Annotated in this window: 18 protein-coding genes and 1 pseudogene; 7 read left to right on the top strand and 12 right to left on the bottom strand. The window is 62.7% G+C overall.

Going from position 1 to position 22,472, the window contains the following annotated elements:
- Positions 1–93 precede the first annotated feature (93 nt).
- The 3 genes from BT179_RS01135 to BT179_RS01125 all read left to right on the top strand — a co-directional run bounded on the left by BT179_RS01135 (position 94) and on the right by BT179_RS01125 (position 3,184).
- Positions 94–858, top strand: a complete 765-nt coding sequence (locus BT179_RS01135) for an IclR family transcriptional regulator (protein WP_072394421.1) — start codon at positions 94–96, stop codon at positions 856–858.
- Between the two features lie 39 nt (positions 859–897).
- On the top strand, positions 898–2,115 hold the full coding sequence (locus BT179_RS01130; protein WP_072430454.1) for an amino acid deaminase: 1,218 nt from the start codon (positions 898–900) through the stop codon (positions 2,113–2,115).
- Positions 2,116–2,269: 154 nt separating this feature from the next.
- The gene (locus BT179_RS01125; RefSeq protein ID WP_072430455.1) at positions 2,270–3,184 is read left to right on the top strand and encodes a sugar kinase; all 915 of its coding nucleotides are present in this window, start codon (positions 2,270–2,272) and stop codon (positions 3,182–3,184) included.
- 58 nt (positions 3,185–3,242) lie between these two features.
- On the opposite strand, the gene BT179_RS01120 is transcribed toward BT179_RS01125, so the two are convergent.
- A complete protein-coding gene (locus tag BT179_RS01120; protein ID WP_003182808.1) occupies positions 3,243–3,518 on the bottom strand; it encodes a peptidylprolyl isomerase in 276 nt (91 codons plus the stop codon).
- Between the two features lie 46 nt (positions 3,519–3,564).
- The gene (locus tag BT179_RS01115; RefSeq protein ID WP_072430456.1) at positions 3,565–6,102 is read right to left on the bottom strand and encodes a hybrid sensor histidine kinase/response regulator; all 2,538 of its coding nucleotides are present in this window, start codon (positions 6,100–6,102) and stop codon (positions 3,565–3,567) included.
- Between the two features lie 123 nt (positions 6,103–6,225).
- On the opposite strand from BT179_RS01115, the gene BT179_RS01110 reads away from it, so the two are divergent.
- A complete protein-coding gene (locus BT179_RS01110; RefSeq protein ID WP_072394434.1) occupies positions 6,226–7,341 on the top strand; it encodes a PilT/PilU family type 4a pilus ATPase in 1,116 nt (371 codons plus the stop codon).
- 103 nt (positions 7,342–7,444) lie between these two features.
- Here BT179_RS01110 and BT179_RS01105 read toward each other — a convergent pair whose 3' ends face one another.
- The 4 genes from BT179_RS01105 to BT179_RS01090 form a co-directional block, all read right to left on the bottom strand.
- Entirely contained in the window at positions 7,445–9,400 is a 1,956-nt protein-coding gene (locus BT179_RS01105) for an acetoacetate--CoA ligase (RefSeq protein WP_072430457.1), read from the bottom strand.
- A gap of 115 nt (positions 9,401–9,515) precedes the next feature.
- Complete coding sequence (hbdH, locus tag BT179_RS01100; protein ID WP_072394440.1) at positions 9,516–10,292, bottom strand: 3-hydroxybutyrate dehydrogenase; 777 nt, start codon at positions 10,290–10,292, stop codon at positions 9,516–9,518.
- A gap of 8 nt (positions 10,293–10,300) precedes the next feature.
- Positions 10,301–11,692: a GntP family permease gene (locus BT179_RS01095; RefSeq protein WP_072394443.1), complete on the bottom strand. Its 1,392-nt coding sequence runs from the start codon at positions 11,690–11,692 to the stop codon at positions 10,301–10,303.
- Between the two features lie 301 nt (positions 11,693–11,993).
- Positions 11,994–13,409 (bottom strand): sigma-54 interaction domain-containing protein, encoded by a 1,416-nt coding sequence (locus tag BT179_RS01090; RefSeq protein ID WP_072394446.1) that lies wholly within the window; start codon positions 13,407–13,409, stop codon positions 11,994–11,996.
- A gap of 176 nt (positions 13,410–13,585) precedes the next feature.
- Between BT179_RS01090 and BT179_RS01085 the strand changes: the two genes are divergently transcribed.
- From BT179_RS01085 to BT179_RS26920, 3 genes and pseudogenes are all read left to right on the top strand, one after another.
- Entirely contained in the window at positions 13,586–13,801 is a 216-nt protein-coding gene (locus tag BT179_RS01085) for a TIGR02450 family Trp-rich protein (protein ID WP_072394449.1), read from the top strand.
- A gap of 158 nt (positions 13,802–13,959) precedes the next feature.
- Positions 13,960–14,739: pseudogene (locus BT179_RS26925) on the top strand (PAS domain-containing protein); the annotation flags it as partial.
- Positions 14,737–15,294: a methyl-accepting chemotaxis protein gene (locus BT179_RS26920; protein ID WP_231991146.1), complete on the top strand. Its 558-nt coding sequence runs from the start codon at positions 14,737–14,739 to the stop codon at positions 15,292–15,294. The pseudogene BT179_RS26925 and the gene BT179_RS26920, both read left to right, overlap by 3 nt.
- A gap of 20 nt (positions 15,295–15,314) precedes the next feature.
- Here the strand turns inward: BT179_RS26920 and BT179_RS01075 are convergent, their stop codons facing one another.
- The 6 genes from BT179_RS01075 to BT179_RS01050 form a co-directional block, all read right to left on the bottom strand.
- Positions 15,315–16,889, bottom strand: coding sequence for an ABC transporter ATP-binding protein (locus BT179_RS01075; protein ID WP_072430459.1), 1,575 nt, complete (start codon positions 16,887–16,889; stop codon positions 15,315–15,317).
- Between the two features lie 33 nt (positions 16,890–16,922).
- Positions 16,923–17,945 (bottom strand): ABC transporter permease, encoded by a 1,023-nt coding sequence (locus tag BT179_RS01070; protein ID WP_072394457.1) that lies wholly within the window; start codon positions 17,943–17,945, stop codon positions 16,923–16,925.
- Positions 17,945–19,003, bottom strand: a complete 1,059-nt coding sequence (locus BT179_RS01065) for a microcin C ABC transporter permease YejB (RefSeq protein WP_072430460.1) — start codon at positions 19,001–19,003, stop codon at positions 17,945–17,947. The genes BT179_RS01070 and BT179_RS01065 overlap by 1 nt, the downstream gene beginning before the upstream one ends.
- Positions 19,003–20,871, bottom strand: coding sequence for an extracellular solute-binding protein (locus BT179_RS01060; RefSeq protein ID WP_072430461.1), 1,869 nt, complete (start codon positions 20,869–20,871; stop codon positions 19,003–19,005). The genes BT179_RS01065 and BT179_RS01060 overlap by 1 nt, the downstream gene beginning before the upstream one ends.
- A gap of 168 nt (positions 20,872–21,039) precedes the next feature.
- Positions 21,040–21,321, bottom strand: a complete 282-nt coding sequence (locus BT179_RS01055) for a peptidylprolyl isomerase (protein ID WP_003200262.1) — start codon at positions 21,319–21,321, stop codon at positions 21,040–21,042.
- Between the two features lie 95 nt (positions 21,322–21,416).
- Positions 21,417–22,295 carry an esterase/lipase family protein gene (locus tag BT179_RS01050; RefSeq protein WP_072394799.1) on the bottom strand — a complete coding sequence of 293 codons (879 nt, stop codon included), beginning with the start codon at positions 22,293–22,295 and terminating at the stop codon, positions 21,417–21,419.
- Positions 22,296–22,472: the final 177 nt, after the last annotated feature.

Below are 22,472 nucleotides of genomic sequence, written 5' to 3'. Positions count from 1 at the left end.
CTTGTGGCGAGGGGATAAATCCCCTCGCTACAAGAGCTGTGGACAGGCCGTGGTCTGGTTACACTCGCGGCGAACTGATTGGGAACCGAAGACATGACCGAAGACACCATCAAGCGCCGGGCCCGAGGACTGGATCGGGCGTTCGATATACTCGATTTCCTCAAGGAAATCGGCCAGCCGCTGCGTCCCAACGACATTGCCAGTGGCATCGGCAGCCCCAAGTCCACGGTCTACGAACTGGTGGCGTCGCTGCTGGAGCGGCGCATCCTCGAACCGGTGGGCAAGGAAGGCCACGTTTACCTGGGCCGCCAGTTGTATTTTCTCGGACAGGCGCATCTGCGGCACTTCGATCTCAGCCGCGAGGCCGATCACGCCTTGCAGGAGATCGTCCGCCAGACCCGGGAAACCGCACAGATGTGCCTGCTCAACGGGCGCAAATACACCGTGGCGCTGATGAAGGAAGGCGAGCGGCATTTCCGTATTTCATCGGACATCGGCGAAAACGCGCCCATTCCCTGGACGGCCTCGGGCCGTCTGCTGCTGGCGCACCTGAGCGACCAGCAGATCGTCGACCTGATCGATCCCGACGACTTCATCCTGCCGGATGGCGAGCGCCTGCCCCTGGAGCAGTTCCTCAAGGAAATCCGCCAGGCCGGCCTCGATGGCTTCTTCTCCTTCGACAGTGTCGCCGACACGTTTACCCACTGCTTCGCCGCACCGGTCAAAGACCCGGACGGCGTGGCCATCGCGACCCTGTGCATCGTCGCCCCTCGGGCCGATGCCCGGAACAACTACGCCGACTACCGCCGGGTGCTGATCGAAAGCGCCAACAACCTGGCCCGTCGTATCAATGAATAGATCGTCGCGGCTGATCGCGGCCGCGTGAGGAGTTCGAACATGTCTTCTGCCATCCATGACGCTGTCGTCGAAAAAGGTGCCGCCACTGTCGGCCAGCACTTGCTGCGTGATGTCAGCCTGCCGGCACTGGTGCTGCATTGGGAGGCGATGGAGCACAACATTCGCTGGATGCAGGCATTTGTCAGCGGCAGCGGTGCCGAACTGGCGCCCCACGGCAAGACCAGCATGACCCCCGGGCTGTTTCGCCGCCAGCTCGAGGCCGGTGCCTGGGGCATGACGCTTGCCACCGCCGTACAGACCCGTGCCGCCTACGCCCATGGCGTGCGTCGGGTGCTGATGGCGAACCAGTTGGTGGGCACGCCGAACATGGCGCTGATTGCCGACCTGCTGGCCGATCCGGCGTTCGAATTCCACTGCATGGTGGACCATCCCGACAATGTCGCGGACCTGGGCGCGTACTTCGCTTCCCGCGGGGCGCGGCTGAACGTGATGATCGAATACGGCGTCGTGGGCGGTCGTTGCGGCTGCCGGAGCGAGGCCGAGGTGCTGGCCCTGGCCGAGGCGATCCAGGCGCAACCGGCGCTGGCGCTGACCGGTATCGAGGGTTACGAAGGCGTGATTCACGGCGACCATGCCGTCAGCGGCATCCGCGGATTCGCCGAGTCCCTGGTGGGCCTGGCGATGCAGTTGCAGGACAGCGGCGCGTTCGCCATCGACAAACCCATCATCACGGCTTCGGGGTCGGCCTGGTACGACCTGATCGCCGAATCCTTCGAAGCCCGCAATGCCCATGGCCGTTTCCTCAGTGTGCTGCGTCCCGGCAGCTATGTGGCCCATGACCACGGCATCTACAAGCAAGCGCAGTGTTGCGTGCTGGAACGGCGCAGCGACCTGCACGAAGGCCTGCGTCCGGCCCTGGAGGTCTGGGCCCACGTGCAATCGCTGCCGGAGCCGGGTTTCGCGGTGATTGCCCTGGGCAAGCGCGACGTGGCCTACGATGCCGGGCTGCCGGTGCCGCTCAAGCGCTACAAGCCCGGGTCGGACGCGGTGGCGGGTGACGACGTCAGCGGTTGCAAGGTGACGGCGGTGATGGACCAACATGCGTTCATGAGTGTGGCGGCGGGGGTTGAGCTGCGTGTGGGCGACATCATTTCGTTTGGTACTTCACATCCGTGCCTGACGTTCGACAAATGGCGGGTAGGGTGCCTGGTGGATGACCAGTTGCGGGTGATCGAGAGCATGGAGACTTGCTTCTAAGGCTTGAGATCGAGTCGCGGCTGTCGCGAGCAAGCTCGCTCCCAACAAGGGGATCGAGGCGATCACAGCGCTTGTATTCACAACAAGCCATTGTGGGAGCGAGCTTGCTCGCGATAGCGGCCTGGCAGACACCACCGAACCATCAGGATTACCCATGAACCACCCCAGACCCCGCATCGCCCTGATCGGCGAATGCATGATCGAACTGCAACAGCGCGCCGATGGCAGCCTGCTGCAAAGCTTCGGCGGCGATACTCTGAACACCGCGGTGTACCTGTCCCGCGCCATGGGTGACAGGGGCGCGGTGGATTACGTCACCGCCTTGGGCGACGACAGTTTCAGCGATGCCATGTGTGAGCGCTGGGCCGAAGAAAACATCGGCCTGCAACGGGTCCAGCGCTTGCCTGGACGCCTGCCGGGTCTGTATTGCATCCAGACCGATGCAGCGGGGGAGCGGCGATTCCTCTACTGGCGCAACGAAGCGGCGGTGCGCGATTGCTTCACCACGCCGGCCGCCGCACCGATCCTGGCGGCATTGCCGGATTACGATGTGCTGTATTTCAGCGGCGTCACCCTGGCGGTGCTCGGGGAGCAGGGGCGAGGCAAACTCGTCGAAACCCTGGTCGAAGCTCGTCGACGCGGGGCCCAGGTGGTGTTCGACAATAATTACCGGCCAAGACTCTGGGCTTCGATCGAGGCGGCGCGGGCGGCGTATCGCAGCGTCCTGCCCTATGTGGAACTGGCCCTGCTGACGGTGGAAGACGAGCAGGCACTGTTCGGGTATGCGGACACTGACGCGGTATTCGCCGCCTATGGGCAGTTCGGTACGCCGGAAGTGGTGCTCAAGCGCGGTGCCGAGGCGTGTCTGATTCGTTGCGATGGCAAGTCTTATGAGATTCCCGCTCAACGGGTCGAGCGTGTGGTGGACACCACGGCGGCGGGAGACTCATTCAGTGCCGCCTACCTGGCGAGCCGTTTGCTGGGGGGGACTGCGGCGGAGGCGGCGGAGGCGGGGCATCTGTTGGCGAGCCGAGTGATCCAGGTGCCCGGGGCGTTGATGCCAGAATAACCAGTGGCGCACTGTACCTGTGGGAGCAAGCTCGCTCCCACAAGAGCAGGTTCGAGTTTCAATCCCGGTAGAAAACCTGCACCAGGTGATAGCCGAACTTGCTCTTGATCGGCCCATGCACCACTCGCAGCGGCTTCTTGAAAATCACCGCATCGATCACCCCGACCATCTGTCCCGGTCGCACTTCACCCAGGTCGCCGCCGCGTTTGCCCGAAGGGCAGGTGGAATACTTCTTGGCCAGCACATCGAAGGCTTCGCCCTTGGCGATGCGTTGCTTGAGCTGTTCGGCCTCTTCGGCGGTTTTCACCAGGATATGGCGGGCTTGGGCTTTCATTGCAGCGGCGACCTGAGGGTTGGTGGGGCGGCGATTATGCCTCAAGTCAGCCGCTGCGGCTGATCATCGTCCGAATCTTGTTGGCCAGCAGGTCAAGGGTGAAGGGCTTGGCCACCATGTCCATGCCTTGATCCAGGAACCCCTGGCGTTCAGCGGCTTTCTGCGCATAACCGGTCATGAACAGCACCTTCAGCCCGGGTCGGTGCTGACGGGCGATTTCCGCCAGCTGACGACCATTCATGCCAGGCAGGCCGACGTCGGTGACCAGCAGATCGATGCGTTGGTTCGATTCCAGCAGTGGCAGGGCCACCTTGGCATCCTCGGCTTCCAGCGCGGCGTAACCCAGGGTTTTCAACAGATCGAGCACCAGCATTCTCACCGCCGGTTCGTCTTCCACCAGCAACACGGTTTCCCCGGCCATCGCCGCCGGCGCGTCGATGGTCACGGCCTGGGCGGGTTGCTCGGTGTGAGCGATGTGCAGTCGCGGCAGGTACAACTGCACCCGCGTGCCTTGCCCTGGCACACTGTCCAGGCTCAGGTGCCCGCCCGACTGTTGGGCAAAGCCGTAGATCATCGACAATCCCAGGCCGGTGCCCTGGCCGATGGGTTTGGTGGTGAAGAACGGGTCGAAGGCCTTGGCCATGACGGAAGGGGTCATGCCGCTGCCGTTGTCGCTGACGGCGATCATCACATAGTCCCCGGCCTTGACCGGTTCCAGGGTGCTGATATCGCTGCCGTCGAGGTAGATGTTGGCGGTTTCGATGGTCAGTTCGCCGCCATCGGGCATGGCGTCACGGGCGTTGATCACCAGGTTGAGCAGGGCGTTTTCCAGTTGGCTGGCATCGGTGCTGATCGGCCACAGCTCGGCGGCCAGTTGCAGTTTCAGCACGATGTGGTCGCCGGTGGTACGGCTGAGCAGGTCTTCGAGCGAGCGCACCAGGTCGTTGGGGTTCAGCGGCTTTCGGTCCAGGGACTGGCGCCGGGAAAAGGCCAGCAGTCGATGGGTCAGGGCGGCCGCGCGGTTGGCCGAGGACATGGCCGCTTCGGTAAAGCGCCCGATCTCGGCGGCGCGACCATTGGCGATGTAGCGCTGCATCAGGTCGAGGCTGCCCAGGATGCCGGTCAGCATATTGTTGAAATCATGGGCGATGCCGCCGGTGAGCTGGCCCACGGCTTCCATCTTCTGGGCGTGGCGCAGGGCTTCTTCGGCACGTTCGCGTTCGAACATCTCGTTTTGCAGGCGATGATTGGCTTCGGCCAGCTGCTGGGTGCGGGCGATGACCCGCTCTTCCAGCGTTTCGTTGAGGTGCCGCAGGGCTTCCTCGGTTTTCTTGCGTTCGGTCTCGTCGATCACAAAGATGTAGAACCCGTTCACCGCACCGTCCGCGCCATGACGGGGCAGGTAGTTGATCAACGCGTGACGCGGCCGGCCGTCGCGGTGGGAGGTCTGCACGGCGAAACTGCAGGGTTTGCCCGCCAGGGCGCCGGCAATCTGTTCGGCACGCGCGGCGTAGGCCTCGTCACCGAGTACTTCGCGAATGGTCTTGCCATACAGCTCCTGGGGCGTGAGGCCGTACCAATCCAGATAGGCGCTGTTGTTCAGGCGGAAACGCTCTTCGTGGTCCACATAGCTGATGAGCACCGGCATGGCATTGATGATCAGCTGCAACTCGGTCTGGCTCTGGCGCAGGGCCTGTTCGGTGCGCTTGCGTTCGGTCAGGTCCAGGGCCGCGCCGAGGAAGCGCTTGGGTCGGCCGTGACGGTCCTTGTAGCAACGGCCGCGCACGAATACCCAGCGTAATTGGCCGTCAGGCTGCAGCAGGCGGTACTCCTCGGCGTATTCGCTGCCGTGGGTGATGCAGTGCTTGATACTGCGGGCCACCATGGCCCGGTCTTCGGGATGCACGCCTTCGAGGTAGGCGCTGATGGGCAGATGGCGCGCCAGGTTCGGATCGACACCATGGAGCAGGGCAAAATGGGCGTCGGCGATGAAGCGGTCTTCGCTGATGTCCCAGTCCCAGGTCCCCAGCGCGTCGGCTGCGGCCAACGCCAGTTGCAGGCGCTCTTCGCTTTCCTGCTGGGCCTTGAGGCTGGCCTGCGAACGCCGCTCGAATTCCAGGGCCAGGCGGCGTCGCTCACTGGTCTCGATGGCAGTCACCAGGATTCCCGCCACGGCGCCGCTTTCGTCGTGTACGGGGCTGTAGGTCATGTCCAGCCACAGGTCGCACAGGCGGCCGGCGAAGGGCAGGCGCCAATGCTGGTCGCGGCAGGTATGCGTGCGGCCTTGCGACACGCCGTGGTAAATCGGTTCGGTCACGCTTCGCAGTTCAGGCCATGCCGCATGGGTCGGCTGGCCGAAGGCCTGGGGATGCTTGTCACCGGCCAGCCGGGAAAATGCATCGTTGTAGATCTGCACCCGTTGCGGCCCCCACAACAGGCTCATCGGCATGGGGGAGTGGAGCACGATGTCCACGGCGGTGCACAGGCTCCAGGGCCAGGTCTGGGTACTGCCCAGCGGGGTCGAGGCCCAGTCCATCCGGGCGAGCAGATGCTGCGTACCGCTGCCGACGGGTGTTGCGTTCATCATGCAATCCCTGGGTGTGGTGCCGCGTCGACTATTCTCTGAAAAAGGAAAGCGCGGGTTGGTCTGAAAGATTGCAGGTTCGGGTCAACTTGTCTCATTGATGTCTCGCGGAAGTTTCAGTCCATGGAAATCGATCCCTTGTTGCGAATCCTGGCGAGCCAGGATGGCTCCGATCTCTACTTGTCCACCGGCGCGCCGCCTTGCGCCAAATTCGAGGGCGTGCTCAAGCCATTGGGCAACCAGCCATTCAAGGTCGGCGACATCGCCAGCCTCGCCGAGTCTTTGATGGACGCCGAACAGCGCCTTGAGTTCGATCGGGAACTGGAAATGAACCTGGCGATTTCCCTGGCCGGTGTCGGGCGGTTCCGGGTCAATATCTTCAAGCAGCGCAATGACGTGTCGATGGTGATACGCAACGTCAAGCTGGATATCCCGCGCTTCGAAGACCTGAAGTTGCCCCGTGTGCTGCTGGACACCATCATGCAGAAGCAGGGCCTGATGCTGTTCGTCGGTGCGACGGGGTCAGGCAAGTCCACGTCCCTGGCGGCCTTGATCGATTACCGCAATCGCAACAGCAGCGGCCATATCATCACGATCGAGGATCCGGTGGAGTATATCCATCGCCACAAGAAGTCGATCATCAATCAACGTGAAGTCGGTGTCGACACCCGCAGCTTTCACGCAGCCCTCAAGAACACCTTGCGCCAGGCACCGGACGTGGTGCTGATCGGCGAGATCCGTGACCGGGAAACCATGGAACATGCCCTGGCCTTCGCCGATACCGGGCACCTGGTGATATCCACGCTGCATGCCCACAACGCCAATCAGGCCCTGGACCGGGTGATCAATTTCTTTCCGGAAGAGCGCCGGCCGCAGTTATTGAACGACTTGGGCAACAACCTCCAGGCGTTCGTTTCCCAGCGCCTGGTGCGTACCCGCGCCGGGCAACGGCGGGCAGCGGTGGAGGTCATGCTGGGTTCGCCCACGGTGGCCGACCTGATCCGGCGCAACGAACTGGGGGAGCTCAAGGGCATCATGGAAAAGTCGGAAGAACTGGGGATGCAGACGTTCGACCAGGCGCTGTTCAACCTGGTGGTCGAAGGGGCCATCGATGAGGAAGAAGCCTTGAAGAATGCCGACTCGGCGAACAATCTGCGGTTGCGTCTGAAATTGCATGCCGAGTCGGGCTCCACGCCACCGGCCGATCCGGCGGCGGGTGAATGGGGGCTTATGGATTGATCGGGTTATCGTTCGTCGCGAGCAAGCTCGCTCCCACAGTGGATCTCCAGTGACTGGCAGCCCCCCTGTGGAAGCGAGCTTGCTCGCGATGAGACCCTGACGATCAGCTCGCAAGCTCCGGTCGGTCACGAAACTGCTCAAGGGCCTCGGGATTGGCCAGTGCATCGGTGTTCTTCACCGCCTCGCCATGCACCACATTGCGCACTGCCAGCTCGACCACCTTGCCGCTGATGGTCCGGGGAATGTCGCTGACCGCCAGGATCTTCGCCGGGACATGGCGTGGCGTGGTGTTGGCGCGGATGACCTGGCGGATCCGTTGTTCCAGAGGTTCATCGAGCTGGACACCGTCGCGCAAGCGCACGAACAGCACCACCCGCACGTCGCCTTGCCATTGCTGGCCGATGGCAACGCTGTCCAGTACCTGCTCGACTTTTTCCACCTGCCGATAGATCTCCGCAGTGCCGATGCGCACGCCGCCAGGGTTGAGCACCGCGTCCGAGCGCCCGTGGATCAGCCAGCCACCGTGGGGCAGTTCTTCGGCGTAATCCCCCTGGGACCACACGCCGGGAAACTGGGCGAAGTAGGACGCCCGCAGTTTTTCCTGTCGGGGATCGTTCCACAGACCGATGGGCATCGCCGGGAAATGCCGGGTGCACACCAGCTCGCCTTTTTCTCCGATCACGGGGCTTGCCGTCTCGTTCCAGACCTGCACCGCCATGCCCAGGCTCTTGCCCTGCATCTCGCCCCGGCGCACCGGTGCCAGCGGGTTGCCATTGACGAAGCACGACACGATGTCGGTGCCGCCGGACATCGAGGCCAGGCAGACATCGGTCTTGAAGTCGCGGTACACATAGTCGTAGCTGTGAGGCGCCAGTGCCGAGCCCGTGGAGAGAATGGTTTTCAGGCTGCGCAGGTCGTGGCTGCGCCGGGGGGCCAGGCCCTGGTTCTCCAGCGCGGCCAGGAACTTGGGGCTGGTGCCGAACACGCTGATGCGTTGCTGGTCGATGAGGTCCAGTAATCGTTCGGGGCCGGGGTGAAACGGCGAGCCGTCGTAGAGCACCACCGTGCTGCCGACGGCGAGGGCGGACACCAGCCAGTTCCACATCATCCAGCCGCAGGTGGTGTAGTAGAACAGGCGATCCTCGGGACCGAGGTCGACATGCAGGCCATGCTCCTTCATGTGTTGCAACAGTACGCCGCCGGTGCCGTGGACGATGCACTTGGGGACGCCGGTGGTGCCGCTGGAGTAGAGGATGTACAGCGGATGGTCGAACGGCACGCTGACGAACACCGGGTCGCCGCCGGGCCGGTAGAAATCGTCCCACAGCGCGACGCTGGCCTGGGTCCTGAAGTCGGCGACGCAGGTGTCCGGCGTGGCATAGGGCAGCACGATCAATTGCCGCAACGAGGGCAGCCGTTCGAGGATTTCGTTGACCTTGGGCCGCTGGTCGATGGTCTTTGCGGCGTAGCGATAACCGGCGCAGGTGATGAGCACCTTGGGCTCGATCTGGCCGAAGCGGTCGATGACGCCCTGGGTACCGAAGTCCGGTGACGAGCAGGACCAGATCGCCCCCAGGCTGGTGGTGGCGAGCATGCCCACCAGGGTCTGCCAGGTGTTGGGCATGCAGGCGGCGACCCGGTCTCCCTGGCAGACACCGGCAGCCTGCAGGCTTCTTTGCAGGCCGGCGACGTGAGCGGCGAGTTCGGCCCAGGTCAGTCGCTCCTGGTCGCCGCGCTCATCGATGGCCACCACGGCCACGCTCCGGTCCCGACGGCGCAGCAGGTGTTCGGCGAAGTTCAGCGTCGCGCCAGGGAACCACCGGGCGCTGGGCATTTTCGGGCCTTCCACCAGCACGGCGGTGGGCGGGTGGTGAAAGTGGATCTCGAAGAAATCGACGATGGCCTGCCAGAAGGCCTCGCGCTGATCGATGCTCCAGGCGTGCAGGGCTGGATAATCGTCGAGTTGCAGGTGGTGCCGTCCGTTGACGAACAGACGAAAGGCGTTCATGCGCGACTGGGCGATGCGTTCGGGGCTGGGTTGCCAGAGGATGTCGGACATGGGAGAGCCTCTTGTTTTCTTATGCATACACAAACTATAGAGCGACCGATCCTGTGGTGAGAGGGCAGCTCTGCGGCGAGGGGATAATCGCCTCGCCACACAAGGGCAAATAACCTTACTGAGCCAACCATCCACCGTCGATATTCCACGCCGCCCCCCGCACCTGGCTACCGGCCTCGCTGCAGAGGAACAGCACCAGTTCTCCCAGTTGCGGCGGCGTGACGAACTCCAGGGACGGCTGCTTTTCGGCCAGCAAGTCATGCTGGGCCTGTTGCGGGTCGATACCCGAGGCAATGCGATCGTCGATCTGCTTCTGCACCAGGGGCGTCAGCACCCAGCCTGGGCAGATGGCGTTGCAGGTCACGTTGCTGGTGGCGGTTTCCAGGCCGACCACCTTGGTCAGGCCGATCACTCCATGCTTGGCCGCGACATACGCCGCCTTGCCCACCGAGCCGACCTGGCCATGGACCGAGGCGATGTTGACGATCCGCCCCCAGCCCTTGGCGCGCATGCCGGGCAGGCTCAGGCGAGTGGCATGGAACACCGACGAGAGGTTGATGGCGATGATCGAGTCCCAGCGTTCCACGGGAAAATCTTCGACGGCGGCCACGTGCTGGATACCGGCGTTGTTCACCAGGATGTCCACGCCGCCAAACTCGCGCTCGGCGTAGGCGAGCATGTCGGCGATCTGGGCCGGGTCGCTGACATCCGCCGGATGATGGCCGACCTTGACGCCGGCCTTGCGGACTTCAGCGACCACCGCCGAGGCATCGCCGAAACCGTTGAGGATGAGGTTGGCGCCGGCCTTGGCCAGGCTCAAGGCAATGCCCAGGCCGATGCCGCTGGTGGAGCCGGTGACCAGGGCGGTCTTGCCCGAAAGAGGGGTTGTCATGGTTGACCTCACACAATACCAGTGGCGTAGAACACGCCGATCACGAAGAACACCGCGAGGGTCTTGATCAGCGTAATGCAGAAAATATCCTTGTAGGCCTCACGGTGCGTCAGGCCGGTCACCGCCAGCAGGGTGATCACCGCGCCATTGTGGGGCAGGGTGTCCATGCCGCCGCTGGCCATGGATGCCACCCGGTGCAGCACTTCCAGGGGAATGTTGGCGGCATTGGCGGCGCTGATGAAGGTCTCGGACATGGCCGCCAGGGCGATGCTCATGCCACCCGACGCGGAACCGGTGATACCCGCCAGCAGCGTCACGGTCACGGCTTCGTTGACCAGCGGGTTGGGGATGTTCTTGAGCCAGTCGGCCAGCACCAGGAAGCCGGGCAGCGAGGCGATGACGGCGCCGAAACCGTATTCCGAGGCGGTGTTCATGGCCGCGAGCAATGCGCCGCCAACGGCACTCTTGCTGCCTTCGGCCAGCTTGCTGCGAATGGCGTGGAAGCCGAACAGCAAGACCATGATGATGCCCACCAGCAACGCGGCCTGCACCGCCCAGATCGCGGTGACCTTGGCGATGTCGCTGGTCACCGGTGCCGCCATGCCCGGCAGCGCCAGGCTGTGGGTCTTGCCGTACCACTGGGGAATCCACTGGGTGAACAGCAGGTTCATGATGCCCACCATCAGCAATGGCGAGACGGCGATCCACGGGTTGGGCAGCTTGATGTCCTCGGCGGTTTCCGGCTCGTTGCGCAGCTCGGTCCCGTAGCCTTCGCCCACACGCTGGGCCTTGTTGCGCTGGCGCTGCAGGAACAGCATGCCGAGGCTGAACACGAAGATCGTACCGATCACCCCCAGCCATGGCGCGGCCCAGGCGGTGGTGTTGAAGAAGGTGCTGGGGATGATGTTCTGGATCTGCGGCGTGCCGGGCAGTGCGTCCATGGTGAAGGAGAACGCGCCCAAGGCGATGGTTGCCGGGATCAGCCGCTTGGGAATATTGCTCTGGCGGAACATCTCGGCGGCGAACGGGTACACCGCGAAAACCACCACGAACAGCGACACGCCACCGTAGGTCAGCAGCGCGCAGACCAGCACGATCACCAGCATTGCCTGTCGCGTGCCCAGCAATCGAATCGCCGCCGCCACGATGGAACGGGAGAAACCCGACAGCTCGATGAGCTTGCCGAAAACGGCGCCGAGCAGGAACACGGGGAAATACAGTTTGATGAAGCCGACCATTTTCTCCATGAACACCCCGGTGAACGCAGGGGCGACGGCGGATGGATCGGTGAGCAGGACGGCACCGAGGGCGGCGATGGGAGCAAAGAGGATAACGCTGTAGCCACGGTAGGCGGCAACCATCAGCAGCGCGAGGGCTGCCAAGGCAATGATCACACTCATGGTGTGTCTCCTGGATTGTTATTGTTGTGATGAAACTGTGGGAGAGGCTTTAGCGAGTTTTGTGCCAGGTGCGTAACTGACTGAAATATAAGGAAATTATGAGATTGCGCTGAGCGGATTTCAAATTCTGTCTCTATTTTGAGATTTTTGTGAACCGGGTTGGCCTCATCGCGAGCAGGCTCGCTCCCACAGGTTGACCGTGTTCGTCGAAAAAGTGCGGTCCACTGTGGGGGCGAGCCTGCCCGCGATGCGCGCGAAGCGCTTCTCAAGGAGCTGTCTATTTATAGAGATATGAGTCTCTTTATTGAGACTCTGCAATTCCCAACGCCACCATCTTCTTGTACAGCGTCGACCTCCCCAGGCCCAACCGCTCGGCCGCTTCCACCACCTTGCCGCCGCACTGCGCCAGGGTGGTTTCGATCAAATGCCGGTCGAAGCGTGCCCGGGCCTGGCTGAAGGTTTCCTGGGGCTGGGGTTCGAAGCCCATATCCGCTGGGCGCGTTACCGGGATGAAGGTCCCGATGGCTGCGCGGATGTCGCTGGCACTGAGCAGCAGGTTGTCGCTGAGCAGCGCCGCCCGCTCCAGCACGTTACGCAGTTCCCGGATGTTGCCCGGCCAGGCGTGCTGCCCCAGCAGGTCGAGTGCGGCGGGGGCCAGTTCGTGCTGGCTGCGCAGTTCTTCGAGGATCGCTTCGCTCAGGGCCGGCAGGTCGTCCAGGCGTTCACGCAGTGGCGGGACCTGGATCGGCAGCACGTTGAGACGGTAATACAGGTCGGCGCGGAATTCGCCGCGCTTGATGGCGGCTTCCAGGTCCATGGACGTGGCGGCGATCACCCGCACATCGCTTTGCAGTACTTCGTTGGAACCTACCGGCTCGTACTCCTTTTCCTGGAGCACTCGCAGCAGTTTGCTTTGCAGCGGCAACGGCATGTCGCCGATTTCATCCAGAAACAACGTACCGCCCTGGGCGATCTGCAGTTTACCGGCCCGACCCTTGCGGTCGGCGCCAGTGAAGGCGCCAGGAGCGGTGCCGAAGAACTCCGCCTCCAGCAGCGCTTCGGGAATCGCTGCACTGTTGATGCTGACGAAGGCCTTGTGCGCCCGCGGCGAGGCGCTGTGGATGGCCTGGGCCAACAATTCCTTGCCGGTGCCGGTTTCACCCAGCAACAGCACTGGCGATTCGGTGCTGGCGCTGCGTCGGGCGCGGCGCTTGACCTCCAGGCCAGCGCTGCTGGTGCCGATGAAATGGGCGAAGTTGTATTTGGTCTGCCGTGCCCGCAAGAGTGAGCGGGTGGACGCCAGCTCTTGCTGCATGCTCAGGTAGCGCTTGAGCATGGGCGACAGGCTGCGCAGCTCGTCGAACAAGGCAAAGCCGATGGCCCCGATCACCGCGCCCGCGCTGTCGTGGATTGGCAGGCGCATCACCACCAGGGGTTCCTTGGGGGTGTCTTGCATGTCCAGCAGGATCGGCCGCCCGGTACGCACCACCTCCCGCAACAGACTGCCGGGGATCACGCTCTCGCATGCCCGACCGATGGCCTCCTGCGCCGAGTTCAGGCCGAAGCGCCGGGCATAGCGTTCGTTCATCCAGACGATGTTCGCATCGCGGTCGACGATGACCGTGCCTTCGCTGGATTGCTCGATGATCTCGAATAGCGAACGAATCGCCAGCGTGCGTACGCGCTTGTAATCCTTGAGGCTTTCGGTGGGGTTCATCGGGCATTTCCAGAGGGAAGGCATGGGCGGCGTCCACGGAGGTGGCGTCATGAGCCGCATTATGCCGGGGGAAATTCCAGGATCGAAGCTGCGTCGGTGTTTTCTTGGATAACTTGTACATATATAAATTTGTGTACATGCTTTTGTGCTGGTTTCCTGATTTTTCTGGAGCGTCCGTGAACACATTCAATCCCCGTAAGCTGAAGCTTTCCAAATGGACGGCCTGCAAGCCCGTCAATCGAGAGAAGCATTTTCTGGTGACCCAACTGATCGTCGATGAAGCGGGGGTACCCCTCCAGGTCGAGATCCAGGCGGTTCACAGTGGGCGCGTCGAGGTATTTGACTGGATAGAACTGCGCGACGAGCAACGCTGGCGGATCGGCTGGCATTGAAATCGGGAGTAAGCTTTCCTGTTTCATAAAATCTTGTACATGAAAATAAACTTGTACAAGTTTTCGGAAAATAGTGGCTTAATAGTGCCTCCCAGCAAGAAGGCATCGCGCCTCAATTGGCTACGGCCAGGCACTTACGTTTCCGGAGTGGTACCGCCATGTTCATTCGCACTCGCAAGCATCAGGAAACCTTGCGTCCGATCCAGGCCAGGCAGGCCACTCTCGAGGCCGAACGGGCCGCTTTCCACCAGGCCATGGCGATCATCGAGCTCGACCCGGCGGGACAGGTGCTCGGCGCCAACCCGTTGTTCCTGAGCATGCTGGGCTATGCCCTGGAGGATATCCAGGGCCGCCATCACCGGATGTTCTGCGAGCCCGCTTATGCGCGCAGCCAGGAATACGCGGCCGTGTGGCGGCAACTGGGGCAGGGCCAGCGTGTCGATGTGCAAACCTTGCATCTGGCCCGAGATGGGCATTGGCTGTGGGTGGAAGGCACTTATATTCCGGTGCTGGATCAGCAAGGCGCGCTGGAGCGCATCATTGGCGTGACGCGCGACGTCAACGAGCGTGTCCTTCGAAGCCAGACTGAGTCCAGCTTCAGGCAGGCGATGGACCGTTCCATGGCGGTTATCGAATTCGACCTCGGTGGCCACGTGGTGAATGCCAATGGGAATTTCCTGAAGGTGATGGGCTATCGACTAGAAGAGGTCCTCGGCCAGCACCATCGTCTGTTCTGCCAGCCCGGGGAAGTCCAGAGTGACGCGTATCGTGGGTTCTGGGCGGGTTTGAATCGCGGCGAATACGTGACAGGCCTGTTCCAGCGCATCGACAAGCGAGGCGCCACGGTCTGGCTGCAGGCGACTTACAACCCACTCTACGATGCCCAGGGAAGATTGTATGGGGTAGTCAAGTTCGCCACCGATCACACCCGTGAAGTGGAGCAGCGCCAGACCGAATCGAACGCGGCGCGACTGGCCTTCGAGACGTCCCGGCAGACCGATGAGCACACCCAGCGTGGCACGGCGGTCGTACAAGAGACGGTGACCGTGGTGCAAAGCATCGCCGATGAACTCCAGCGGGTGGCCACGGGCATCAGCGCATTGAGCGCTCAGTCCGAGGAGATCGGCAACATCGTCGATGCCATCCGGGGCATTGCCGAGCAGACCAACCTGCTGGCGCTCAACGCGGCCATCGAAGCCGCGCGCGCCGGGGAGCAGGGACGTGGCTTCGCGGTGGTTGCCGATGAGGTGCGCAACCTTGCACGGCGCACGAGCCAGGCCACCGTCGCCATCACCGAGGTCGTCGGCAAGAACCGCGATCTGGCCAGGCAAGCGGTGACCAGCATGCAGTCCAGCACCCTCAAGGCCGAGCAGGGCGTGAAGCTGGCGAACCAGGCAGGCACCGTCATTCTCGACATCCACCAAGGGGCGCAGCAGGTGGTGGAGGCGATTGGCGAATTTGCCCAGGCACTGGATCAGCGCCGCGATAGCTGAGTGTTACGGCCGCATCGCCCTTACCTGGGAAGAGCGGCCGCCAGCAGTTCCTGGGTGTAGGGGTGGCGCGGTGACTCGAACACTTCATGGCTGGCGCCGCACTCGACCACTTTTCCGTCCTTGATCACGATCATGTTGTGGGCCAGGGCCCGCACCACCGCCAGGTCATGGCTGATGAACAGGTAGGTCAGGCCGTGCCGTTCCTGGAGCTGACGGAGCAGGGCGACCACCTGCTTCTGCACCGTGCGGTCCAGGGCCGAGGTGGGCTCGTCCAGCAGGATCAAGGCGGGCTTGAGCACCAATGCACGGGCAATAGCGATACGCTGGCGCTGGCCGCCGGAGAACTCGTGAGGGTAACGATGACGGCTCTGGGGATCGAGGCCGACTTCCTGAAGGGCCTGGATCACCCGGGCTTCGCATTCCTGGGCACTGGAGGGGCAGTGGACCTCCAGGCCTTCGCTGATGATCTGTTGCACCGACATCCTCGGACTGAGGCTACCGAACGGATCCTGGAACACCACCTGCATCTGTTTGCGCCATGGCCGCAGGTCCTTCTGCGACAGCTGGTCGAGGGCTTGGCCCTGGAAGCGGATGCTGCCGTTGGATTCGATCAGCCGCAGGATCGCCTGGCCGAGGGTCGACTTGCCGGAACCGGACTCCCCGACGATGCCCAGGGTCTTGCCCCGCTGGATATTCAGGCTGATGCCGTCGACGGCCCGCAAGTATTCCCTGCGGCGGAACAATCCACCGCCCAGGGCGAAACTCACCCGCAGGTCCCGGACCTGCAAGACATCTTCCCGTTCGTCCCGGGGCAGGGCCTCGCCTTCGGGTTCGGCGTGCAATAGCTCGCAACTGTAGGGATGTTTCGGGGCGTCAAAGAGGATTTCGCAGGGCGCCTGCTCGACGATTTCCCCGGCCTTCATCACACACACACGTTGCGCAATGCTGCGTACCAGGTTCAGGTCGTGGCTGATCAGCAGCAGTGACATGCCGAGCCTTTGCTGCAAGGACTTGAGCAGCAGCAGGATCTTGCGCTGTACGGTCACGTCCAGGGCGGTGGTCGGTTCGTCGGCGATCAACAGCTCCGGTTCGCAGGCCAGGGCCATGGCGATCATTACCCGCTGTCGCTGGCCGCCGGACAGTTGATGGGGGTAGGCCTTGAGCCGTTCGAGCGGGTTCTGGATACCCACCAGTGCCAGCAGTTCAAGGATGCGCTGTCGCGCCGCCTTGCCGCCCAGGCCCTTGTGCAGCATCAGGGTTTCGCCAATCTGCTTTTCGACACTGTGCAACGGGTTCAACGAGGTCATCGGTTCCTGGAAGATCATTGCGATCCGATTGCCGCGCAGCTCACGCAGGGTGCTGGCCTCGGCGCCCACCAGTTCCTGGCCGCGATAGCGGATGCTGCCGGTGGTGCGGGTGCCGGTCTGGGGCAGCAATTGCAGGATCGAATGAGCGGTCACCGATTTGCCGGAGCCTGACTCGCCCACCAGGGCCAGGCACTCGCCCGGGCGGATATCCAGGCACAGGTTGCGCACCACGGTGTTGTCATTGAAGGCCACGCTCAGGTCGCGGATTTCGATCAGGTTGTCGCTCATTTCGGAATTTCGCTTCATGACCGCGGATCAGGATCAGGATCGAGGATCGAATGCATCGCGCAACGCCTCGCCGATGAATACCAACAGGGAAAGAATCAGCGCCAGGGTGAAGAAGGCCGTCAGCCCCAGCCACGGTGCCTGCAGGTTCTGCTTGCCCTGGGCAATCAGTTCCCCCAGGGACGCACTGCCGGCCGGCATGCCGAAACCGAGGAAGTCCAGGGCCGTGAGGGTGGAAATCGCCCCGGTCAGGATAAAGGGCAGGTAGCTCAGGGTGGCGTTCATCGCGTTGGGCAGGATGTGCCGCACGATCACCTTGCGGTCGGTCAGGCCCAGGGCCCTGGCGGCTTTCACGTATTCGAGGTTGCGCCCGCGCAGGAATTCGGCGCGGACCACGTCCACCAGGGCCAGCCAGGAAAACAGCGCCATGATCCCCAGCAGCCACCAGAAATTGGGTTCCACGAAGCCGGACAGGATGATCAGCAGGTAGAGCACCGGCAGCCCGGACCAGACTTCCAGCAGGCGTTGGCCCAGCAGGTCCACCCAGCCGCCGTAGTAACCCTGCAGCGCACCGGCGGTGATGCCGATCAGCGCGCTGATGGCCGTCAGGGCCAGGGCGAAGAGGATCGACACCCGCGCGCCGAAGATTACCCGGGCCAGTACGTCCCGGGCCTGGTCGTCGGTACCCAGCCAGTTGACGAAGGAGGGTGGGCTCGGAGACGGTTGGTTGAGTTCGTAGTTGGGCGTGTCGTCGCTGAACGGAATCGGTGGGAACAGCAGCCAGCCGCCGTCCTTGCGGATCAGGTCCTGCACGTAGCCGCTGCGATAATCGGCCTGGAACGGCAGCTGCCCGCCGAATTCCCGCTCGGTGTAGCGCTTGAATACCGGGAAATACAGGGAGTTCTGGTAGCTCACCACCAGGGGCTTGTCATTGGCGATGAGTTCGCCGCCCAGGGTCAGGATGAACAGACCGATGAACAGCCACAGCGACCACCAGCCGCGTCGGTTTTTCTTGAAGCGCTCGAAACGTCGACGACCCAACGGGGAAAGCTTGAACATCAGGCGTTCCTCGCGGCGAAATCGATACGGGGGTCCACCAGGGTGTAGCACAGGTCGCCGATGAGTTTGATGAGCAGGCCGAACAGCGTGAAGATGAACAGCGAGCCGAACACCACCGGGTAATCCCGGGACACGGCGGCCTCATAACTCATGCGTCCCAGGCCATCGAGGGAAAAGATCACCTCGATCAACAGCGAGCCGGCAAAGAACACGCTGATGAATGCCTGGGGGATCCCCGACACCACCAGCAGCATCGCATTGCGAAAGACATGGCCATACAACACCCGGCGCTCGCTCATGCCCTTGGCCCTTGCAGTGACCACGTATTGACGGGTGATTTCATTGAGGAACGAATTCTTGGTCAGGATCGTCAGGGTGGCGAAGCCGCCGATCACCAGGGACGTGACCGGCAGCACCAGGTGCCAGAAGTAATCGGCGATCTTGCCCAGGGTCGACAACGAATCGAAGTTGTCCGACACCAGTCCGCGCACCGGAAACCAGTTCAGCGACGTGCCGCCGGCGAACACCACGATCAGGAACATGGCGAACAGGAAGGCCGGCATGGCGTAGCCGATGATGATCGCCGTGCTGCTCCACACATCGAACGCGGACCCGTGGTGAACGGCTTTGCGGATCCCCAGGGGAATCGACACCAGGTAAGTGATCAGCGTGGCCCAGAGCCCGAGAGAAATGGTCACCGGCATCTTTTCCAGGATCAGGTCGGTGACCGTGGCACCGCGGAAAAAACTGTTGCCGAAGTCCAGCCGGGCATAGCTGCCGAGCATCAGCCACAGGCGCTCGTGGGCCGGTTTGTCGAAACCGTACTGTTTCTCGATGTCCTTGATCAATTGCGGATCGAGCCCGCGACTGGCCCGGGAGCTGCCGGTCATGGCATTGCCCGAGCTGCCGACACCGCTGCCGCCAATGCCTTGCAGCTGGGCGATGGCCTGTTCCACCGGCCCGCCCGGTGCGGCCTGCACGATGACGAAATTCACCAGCAGGATGATCACCAGGGTTGGAATGATCAGCAGCAGGCGCCGCGCGACATAGGCCCACATCAGTGCCGTCCTCCGGGGGAGCCGCGCTTGATGCGTTCGGCGGTCATCTGTTCGTTGGTCAGCGGCGTGGTACTGATTTCCCACCAGCTTTCGATGGCTTCATCGTTGCTGGCCTGGACTTTCGGAATGCCGAAGCGATTCCACCACACGGTGGAACTGCCCGGCGGGTAGTAGTTGGGGATCCAGTAGTAATTCCATTGCAGCACACGGTCCAGGGCGTGGGCATGACGGAGCATGTCATCCTTGGTGGTGGCCTTGACCAGGCCGTCGATCAGCCTGTCGACAGCGGGATTCTGCAGGGCCATGTAATTGTTGGCGCCCGGGTCGTTGGCCGACGCCGAGCCGAAATAGTTGTAGAGCTCCATGCCTGGTGAGGCACTGACGGGATAGCCGGTGACGATCATGTCGTAGTCGCGGCTCATCAGGCGATTGATGTATTGGGAAGGGTCGATGCGCCGGATGTTCATGTCGATGCCGATCTGCGCCAGGGTTCTTTTATAGGGCAGCAGGAGGCGGTCGATACCGTTCTGGCTGATCAGGAAGGTGAAGCTCAGCGGTTCGCCCTCGGCGTTCACCAGGCGGTCGCCGTCGGGTTTCCAGCCGGCCTGTTCCAGGAGTGCCAGGGCTTGCAATTGCTTGTCCCGGATGATGCCGCTGCCATCGGTCCTGGGAGCCTGGAATACCTGGGTGAAGACTTCGTCGGGGACTTTGTCGCGCAACGGCTCGAGGATCGCCCGTTCGCCGGCGTCGGGCAGTTCCCGGGCGGCCAGATCGGTATTGGAAAAGAAGCTCTGCTGGCGCACGTACAGGTTGCGCATCATCTGCCGGTTGCTCCATTCGAAATCCCAGAGCATGGCCAGCGCCTGGCGCACGCGGCGATCCTGGAACTGCGGCTTTTGCAGGTTGAACACGAATCCCTGGGCCGTCTGCGGAGCCTCGGTGGCCAGATGGGCTTTCTGCAGGCGTCCGTCGTGCAGCGCCGGGCTGTCGTAGCCGATGGAAAAACCGGTGGCGGAGAATTCCCGGTTGTAATCGTAGGCGCCGCCGCGCAGTACCTGGCGGGCCACATCGGTGTCGCCGAAATATTCGATGCTGAAATGATCGAAGTTGTAGAGGCCTCGGCTGACCGGGAGGTCCTTGCCCCACCAGTCGGCGTTGCGCTCGAAGGTGATGCTGCGTCCCGAGTCGATCTTGTCGACCCGGTACGGGCCGCTGCCCAGTGGTGCCTCGTAGCCGCCACCGCCCGCGAAATCGCGGGTTTTCCACCAATGTTCCGGGAAGACTGGCAGAGTCGCGATGTCCAGGGGCAGGGTACGGCTTTCGTTGTTCTTGAAGTCGAAGCGAATGGTACGTTCGGCTTCCACCTCAACGCCTTTGACCGCCGCGAACTGGGTGCGGTAGCGCAGGCTGCCCTGGGTCGTCAGCAGTTCGAAGCTGTAGCGTACGTCCTGGGCGGTGATGGGCTTGCCGTCGGCGAAGCGGGCCTTGGGGTTCAGATAGAAACGCAGTGACAGCCCATCGTCGGAGCGCTCCATTTTTTCCGCCACCAGGCCATAGACGGTGTAAGGCTCGTCCAGCGAACGTTGGGCCAGCGGCGAATACAGCATCCCGTCAATCTGGCTGACGCCGATGCCTTTGTCGATATACGGCAGTACGTGATCGAAATGACCGATCTCGATGGCCGAGCGGCGCAGGGTACCGCCCTTGGGAGCCTGGGGATTGACGTAGGCGAAGTGACTGAAGCCTTCGGGGTACCTGGCTGGCTCGCCATAGACGGTCAGGGCATGTTGCGGTGCGGCATCCACGCCGGTGGCGCCTGTGAGCAGGAATACGGCAGTCAACAGCAGTGAGGGGAACGCCAGTCGCATTGTCAGCCTTAAAGCCGGGTGATCGATGAGCACGATTTGTACGCGAGCGGCGCACTGATCGCCAGTCCTGTGGCGCGGGAGCATGCTCCCTCGCCACAGGGCTCACCTCACTTCTTCAAGTGAGCGGCGTTGCCACGTAGGGCGGGCCGTTGCGTCGAAGGACCGGGATCAGTCCTGGCGGCTGGTGACTTCCAGCAGGTGGTAGCCGAACTGGGTCTTGACCGGACCCTGCACCACGTTGATCGGCGCACTGAATACCACGGTGTCGAATTCCTTGACCATCTGGCCCGGGCCGAACGAACCCAGGTCGCCGCCCTGGCGGCTGGAAGGGCAGGAGGAGTTGGCCTTGGCGACTTCGGCGAAATCGGCGCCGGCTTCGATCTGGGCCTTCAGTTCGTTGCACTTGTCTTCGGTGGAAACCAGGATGTGGCGGGCAGTGGCTTTGGCCATTGGAAAATTCCTTCAGGTGTCTTCAAAGGTGTTGAGCCTACCGGATTCACTCGCGGGTTGTTGTCAAAATTGCGTCAAAACCTTGGGCCTGACGATCAAAGGCCGGCTTTGCGCAGGCGTTCGGCATGTTGCACATACAGAGCTGTCGGGTCCGCGCCCTTGCGCGCGCGCCCGGATCCGGGGTGGACGGCTTCCATATGGTCCATGGGGTAGTCGGAGCGAATGACCTTGCCCAGGTGCGAGCTGAAACGCCCGACCAGGCCGTCGTTCTGCCCGGCTTCGGTGATGAAGTATTCGGAGAAGGCCCGGCAGAACGCCTGGAGCGGGGCCGTCGCGTCGTGTCCGTCGCTGGGAATCTCCTGCAACGTACCGCTCCAGGAGTAGTAACGCACGCCATTGACCAGGTCCGGTCCCTTGCTGCCCCAGTTCTTTGGCAAACCTTGGGGATACTTGTCGTTGAAAGCGCCCACGCCTTCGGTGGTGAGCGCCGCCAGTGCCGCGATGGCGGCGTGGGGAAGCTGCGCCTGGCCGCTGAGCAACGAAATGAAATCGGCGAACAGGGTCGCGACCCGGCTCGCCACATGTTCCGGCAAGCGTCCAGGGGTGAGTGCCTTGCGCAGGAAATCGGCCAGTTCGGAGCCATGATTGGGGCCACTGACCGATGTCACCGAAGCGACCCTGTCAGGGGCCACAGCCGCGGCGTAACGGGCCGCCAGCGCACCCTGGCCGTGGCCGATCAGGTTGACTCTGGCGGCACCGGTGCCAGCCAGGACGCGGTCGATCTGGACCAGCAGCTCTTCTCCGCGTGCCTCGTTGGCGTGGGTGGCCGATAGATAGGGAATGAACACCCGTGCGCCGGCGGCGCGCAGTGTCTGTTTGACTCCATGGAAAAGTTCAACACCTGCGACCCTGTCAAACCCGAACAAACCATGGACCAACAGGATGGGAAATTGTGTGGTTGCATTCCGTTGCATGTTCGTACCTTTTTCGAAGAGGTTCATGTTGAATTGACGACGCCACTCTAATGCAGCCCCTTGTGCTGAGGTGTAGGAAGAAACCGTTATCGCCCGTCGAAAACGGAATAGATAAAGCGGGAAAGATCAGAAGCGTGTTGAGCGGGCTGTTTGGTATCGGGATGCGTCCGATAGGCT

Origin of the sequence: Pseudomonas sp. NFACC43 (assembly GCF_900119645.1) — a bacterium.
Classification (GTDB): domain Bacteria; phylum Pseudomonadota; class Gammaproteobacteria; order Pseudomonadales; family Pseudomonadaceae; genus Aquipseudomonas.
Note: the sequence above shows the minus strand (reverse complement) of the source record. Positions and strands in the feature narration are given on the sequence as shown.

Excerpts from the sequence above, each read along its gene's own strand:
- BT179_RS01135 (WP_072394421.1), top strand. The coding sequence starts at position 94 with ATGACCGAAGACACCATCAAGCGCCGGGCCCGAGGACTGGATCGGGCG.
- BT179_RS01130 (WP_072430454.1), top strand. The coding sequence starts at position 898 with ATGTCTTCTGCCATCCATGACGCTGTCGTCGAAAAAGGTGCCGCCACT.
- BT179_RS01125 (WP_072430455.1), top strand. The coding sequence starts at position 2,270 with ATGAACCACCCCAGACCCCGCATCGCCCTGATCGGCGAATGCATGATC.
- BT179_RS01120 (WP_003182808.1), bottom strand. The coding sequence starts at position 3,518 with ATGAAAGCCCAAGCCCGCCATATCCTGGTGAAAACCGCCGAAGAGGCC.
- BT179_RS01115 (WP_072430456.1), bottom strand. The coding sequence starts at position 6,102 with ATGAACGCAACACCCGTCGGCAGCGGTACGCAGCATCTGCTCGCCCGG.
- BT179_RS01110 (WP_072394434.1), top strand. The coding sequence starts at position 6,226 with ATGGAAATCGATCCCTTGTTGCGAATCCTGGCGAGCCAGGATGGCTCC.
- BT179_RS01105 (WP_072430457.1), bottom strand. The coding sequence starts at position 9,400 with ATGTCCGACATCCTCTGGCAACCCAGCCCCGAACGCATCGCCCAGTCG.
- hbdH (WP_072394440.1), bottom strand. The coding sequence starts at position 10,292 with ATGACAACCCCTCTTTCGGGCAAGACCGCCCTGGTCACCGGCTCCACC.
- BT179_RS01095 (WP_072394443.1), bottom strand. The coding sequence starts at position 11,692 with ATGAGTGTGATCATTGCCTTGGCAGCCCTCGCGCTGCTGATGGTTGCC.
- BT179_RS01090 (WP_072394446.1), bottom strand. The coding sequence starts at position 13,409 with ATGAACCCCACCGAAAGCCTCAAGGATTACAAGCGCGTACGCACGCTG.
- BT179_RS01075 (WP_072430459.1), bottom strand. The coding sequence starts at position 16,889 with ATGAGCGACAACCTGATCGAAATCCGCGACCTGAGCGTGGCCTTCAAT.
- BT179_RS01070 (WP_072394457.1), bottom strand. The coding sequence starts at position 17,945 with ATGTTCAAGCTTTCCCCGTTGGGTCGTCGACGTTTCGAGCGCTTCAAG.
- BT179_RS01065 (WP_072430460.1), bottom strand. The coding sequence starts at position 19,003 with ATGTGGGCCTATGTCGCGCGGCGCCTGCTGCTGATCATTCCAACCCTG.
- BT179_RS01060 (WP_072430461.1), bottom strand. The coding sequence starts at position 20,871 with ATGCGACTGGCGTTCCCCTCACTGCTGTTGACTGCCGTATTCCTGCTC.
- BT179_RS01055 (WP_003200262.1), bottom strand. The coding sequence starts at position 21,321 with ATGGCCAAAGCCACTGCCCGCCACATCCTGGTTTCCACCGAAGACAAG.
- BT179_RS01050 (WP_072394799.1), bottom strand. The coding sequence starts at position 22,295 with ATGCAACGGAATGCAACCACACAATTTCCCATCCTGTTGGTCCATGGT.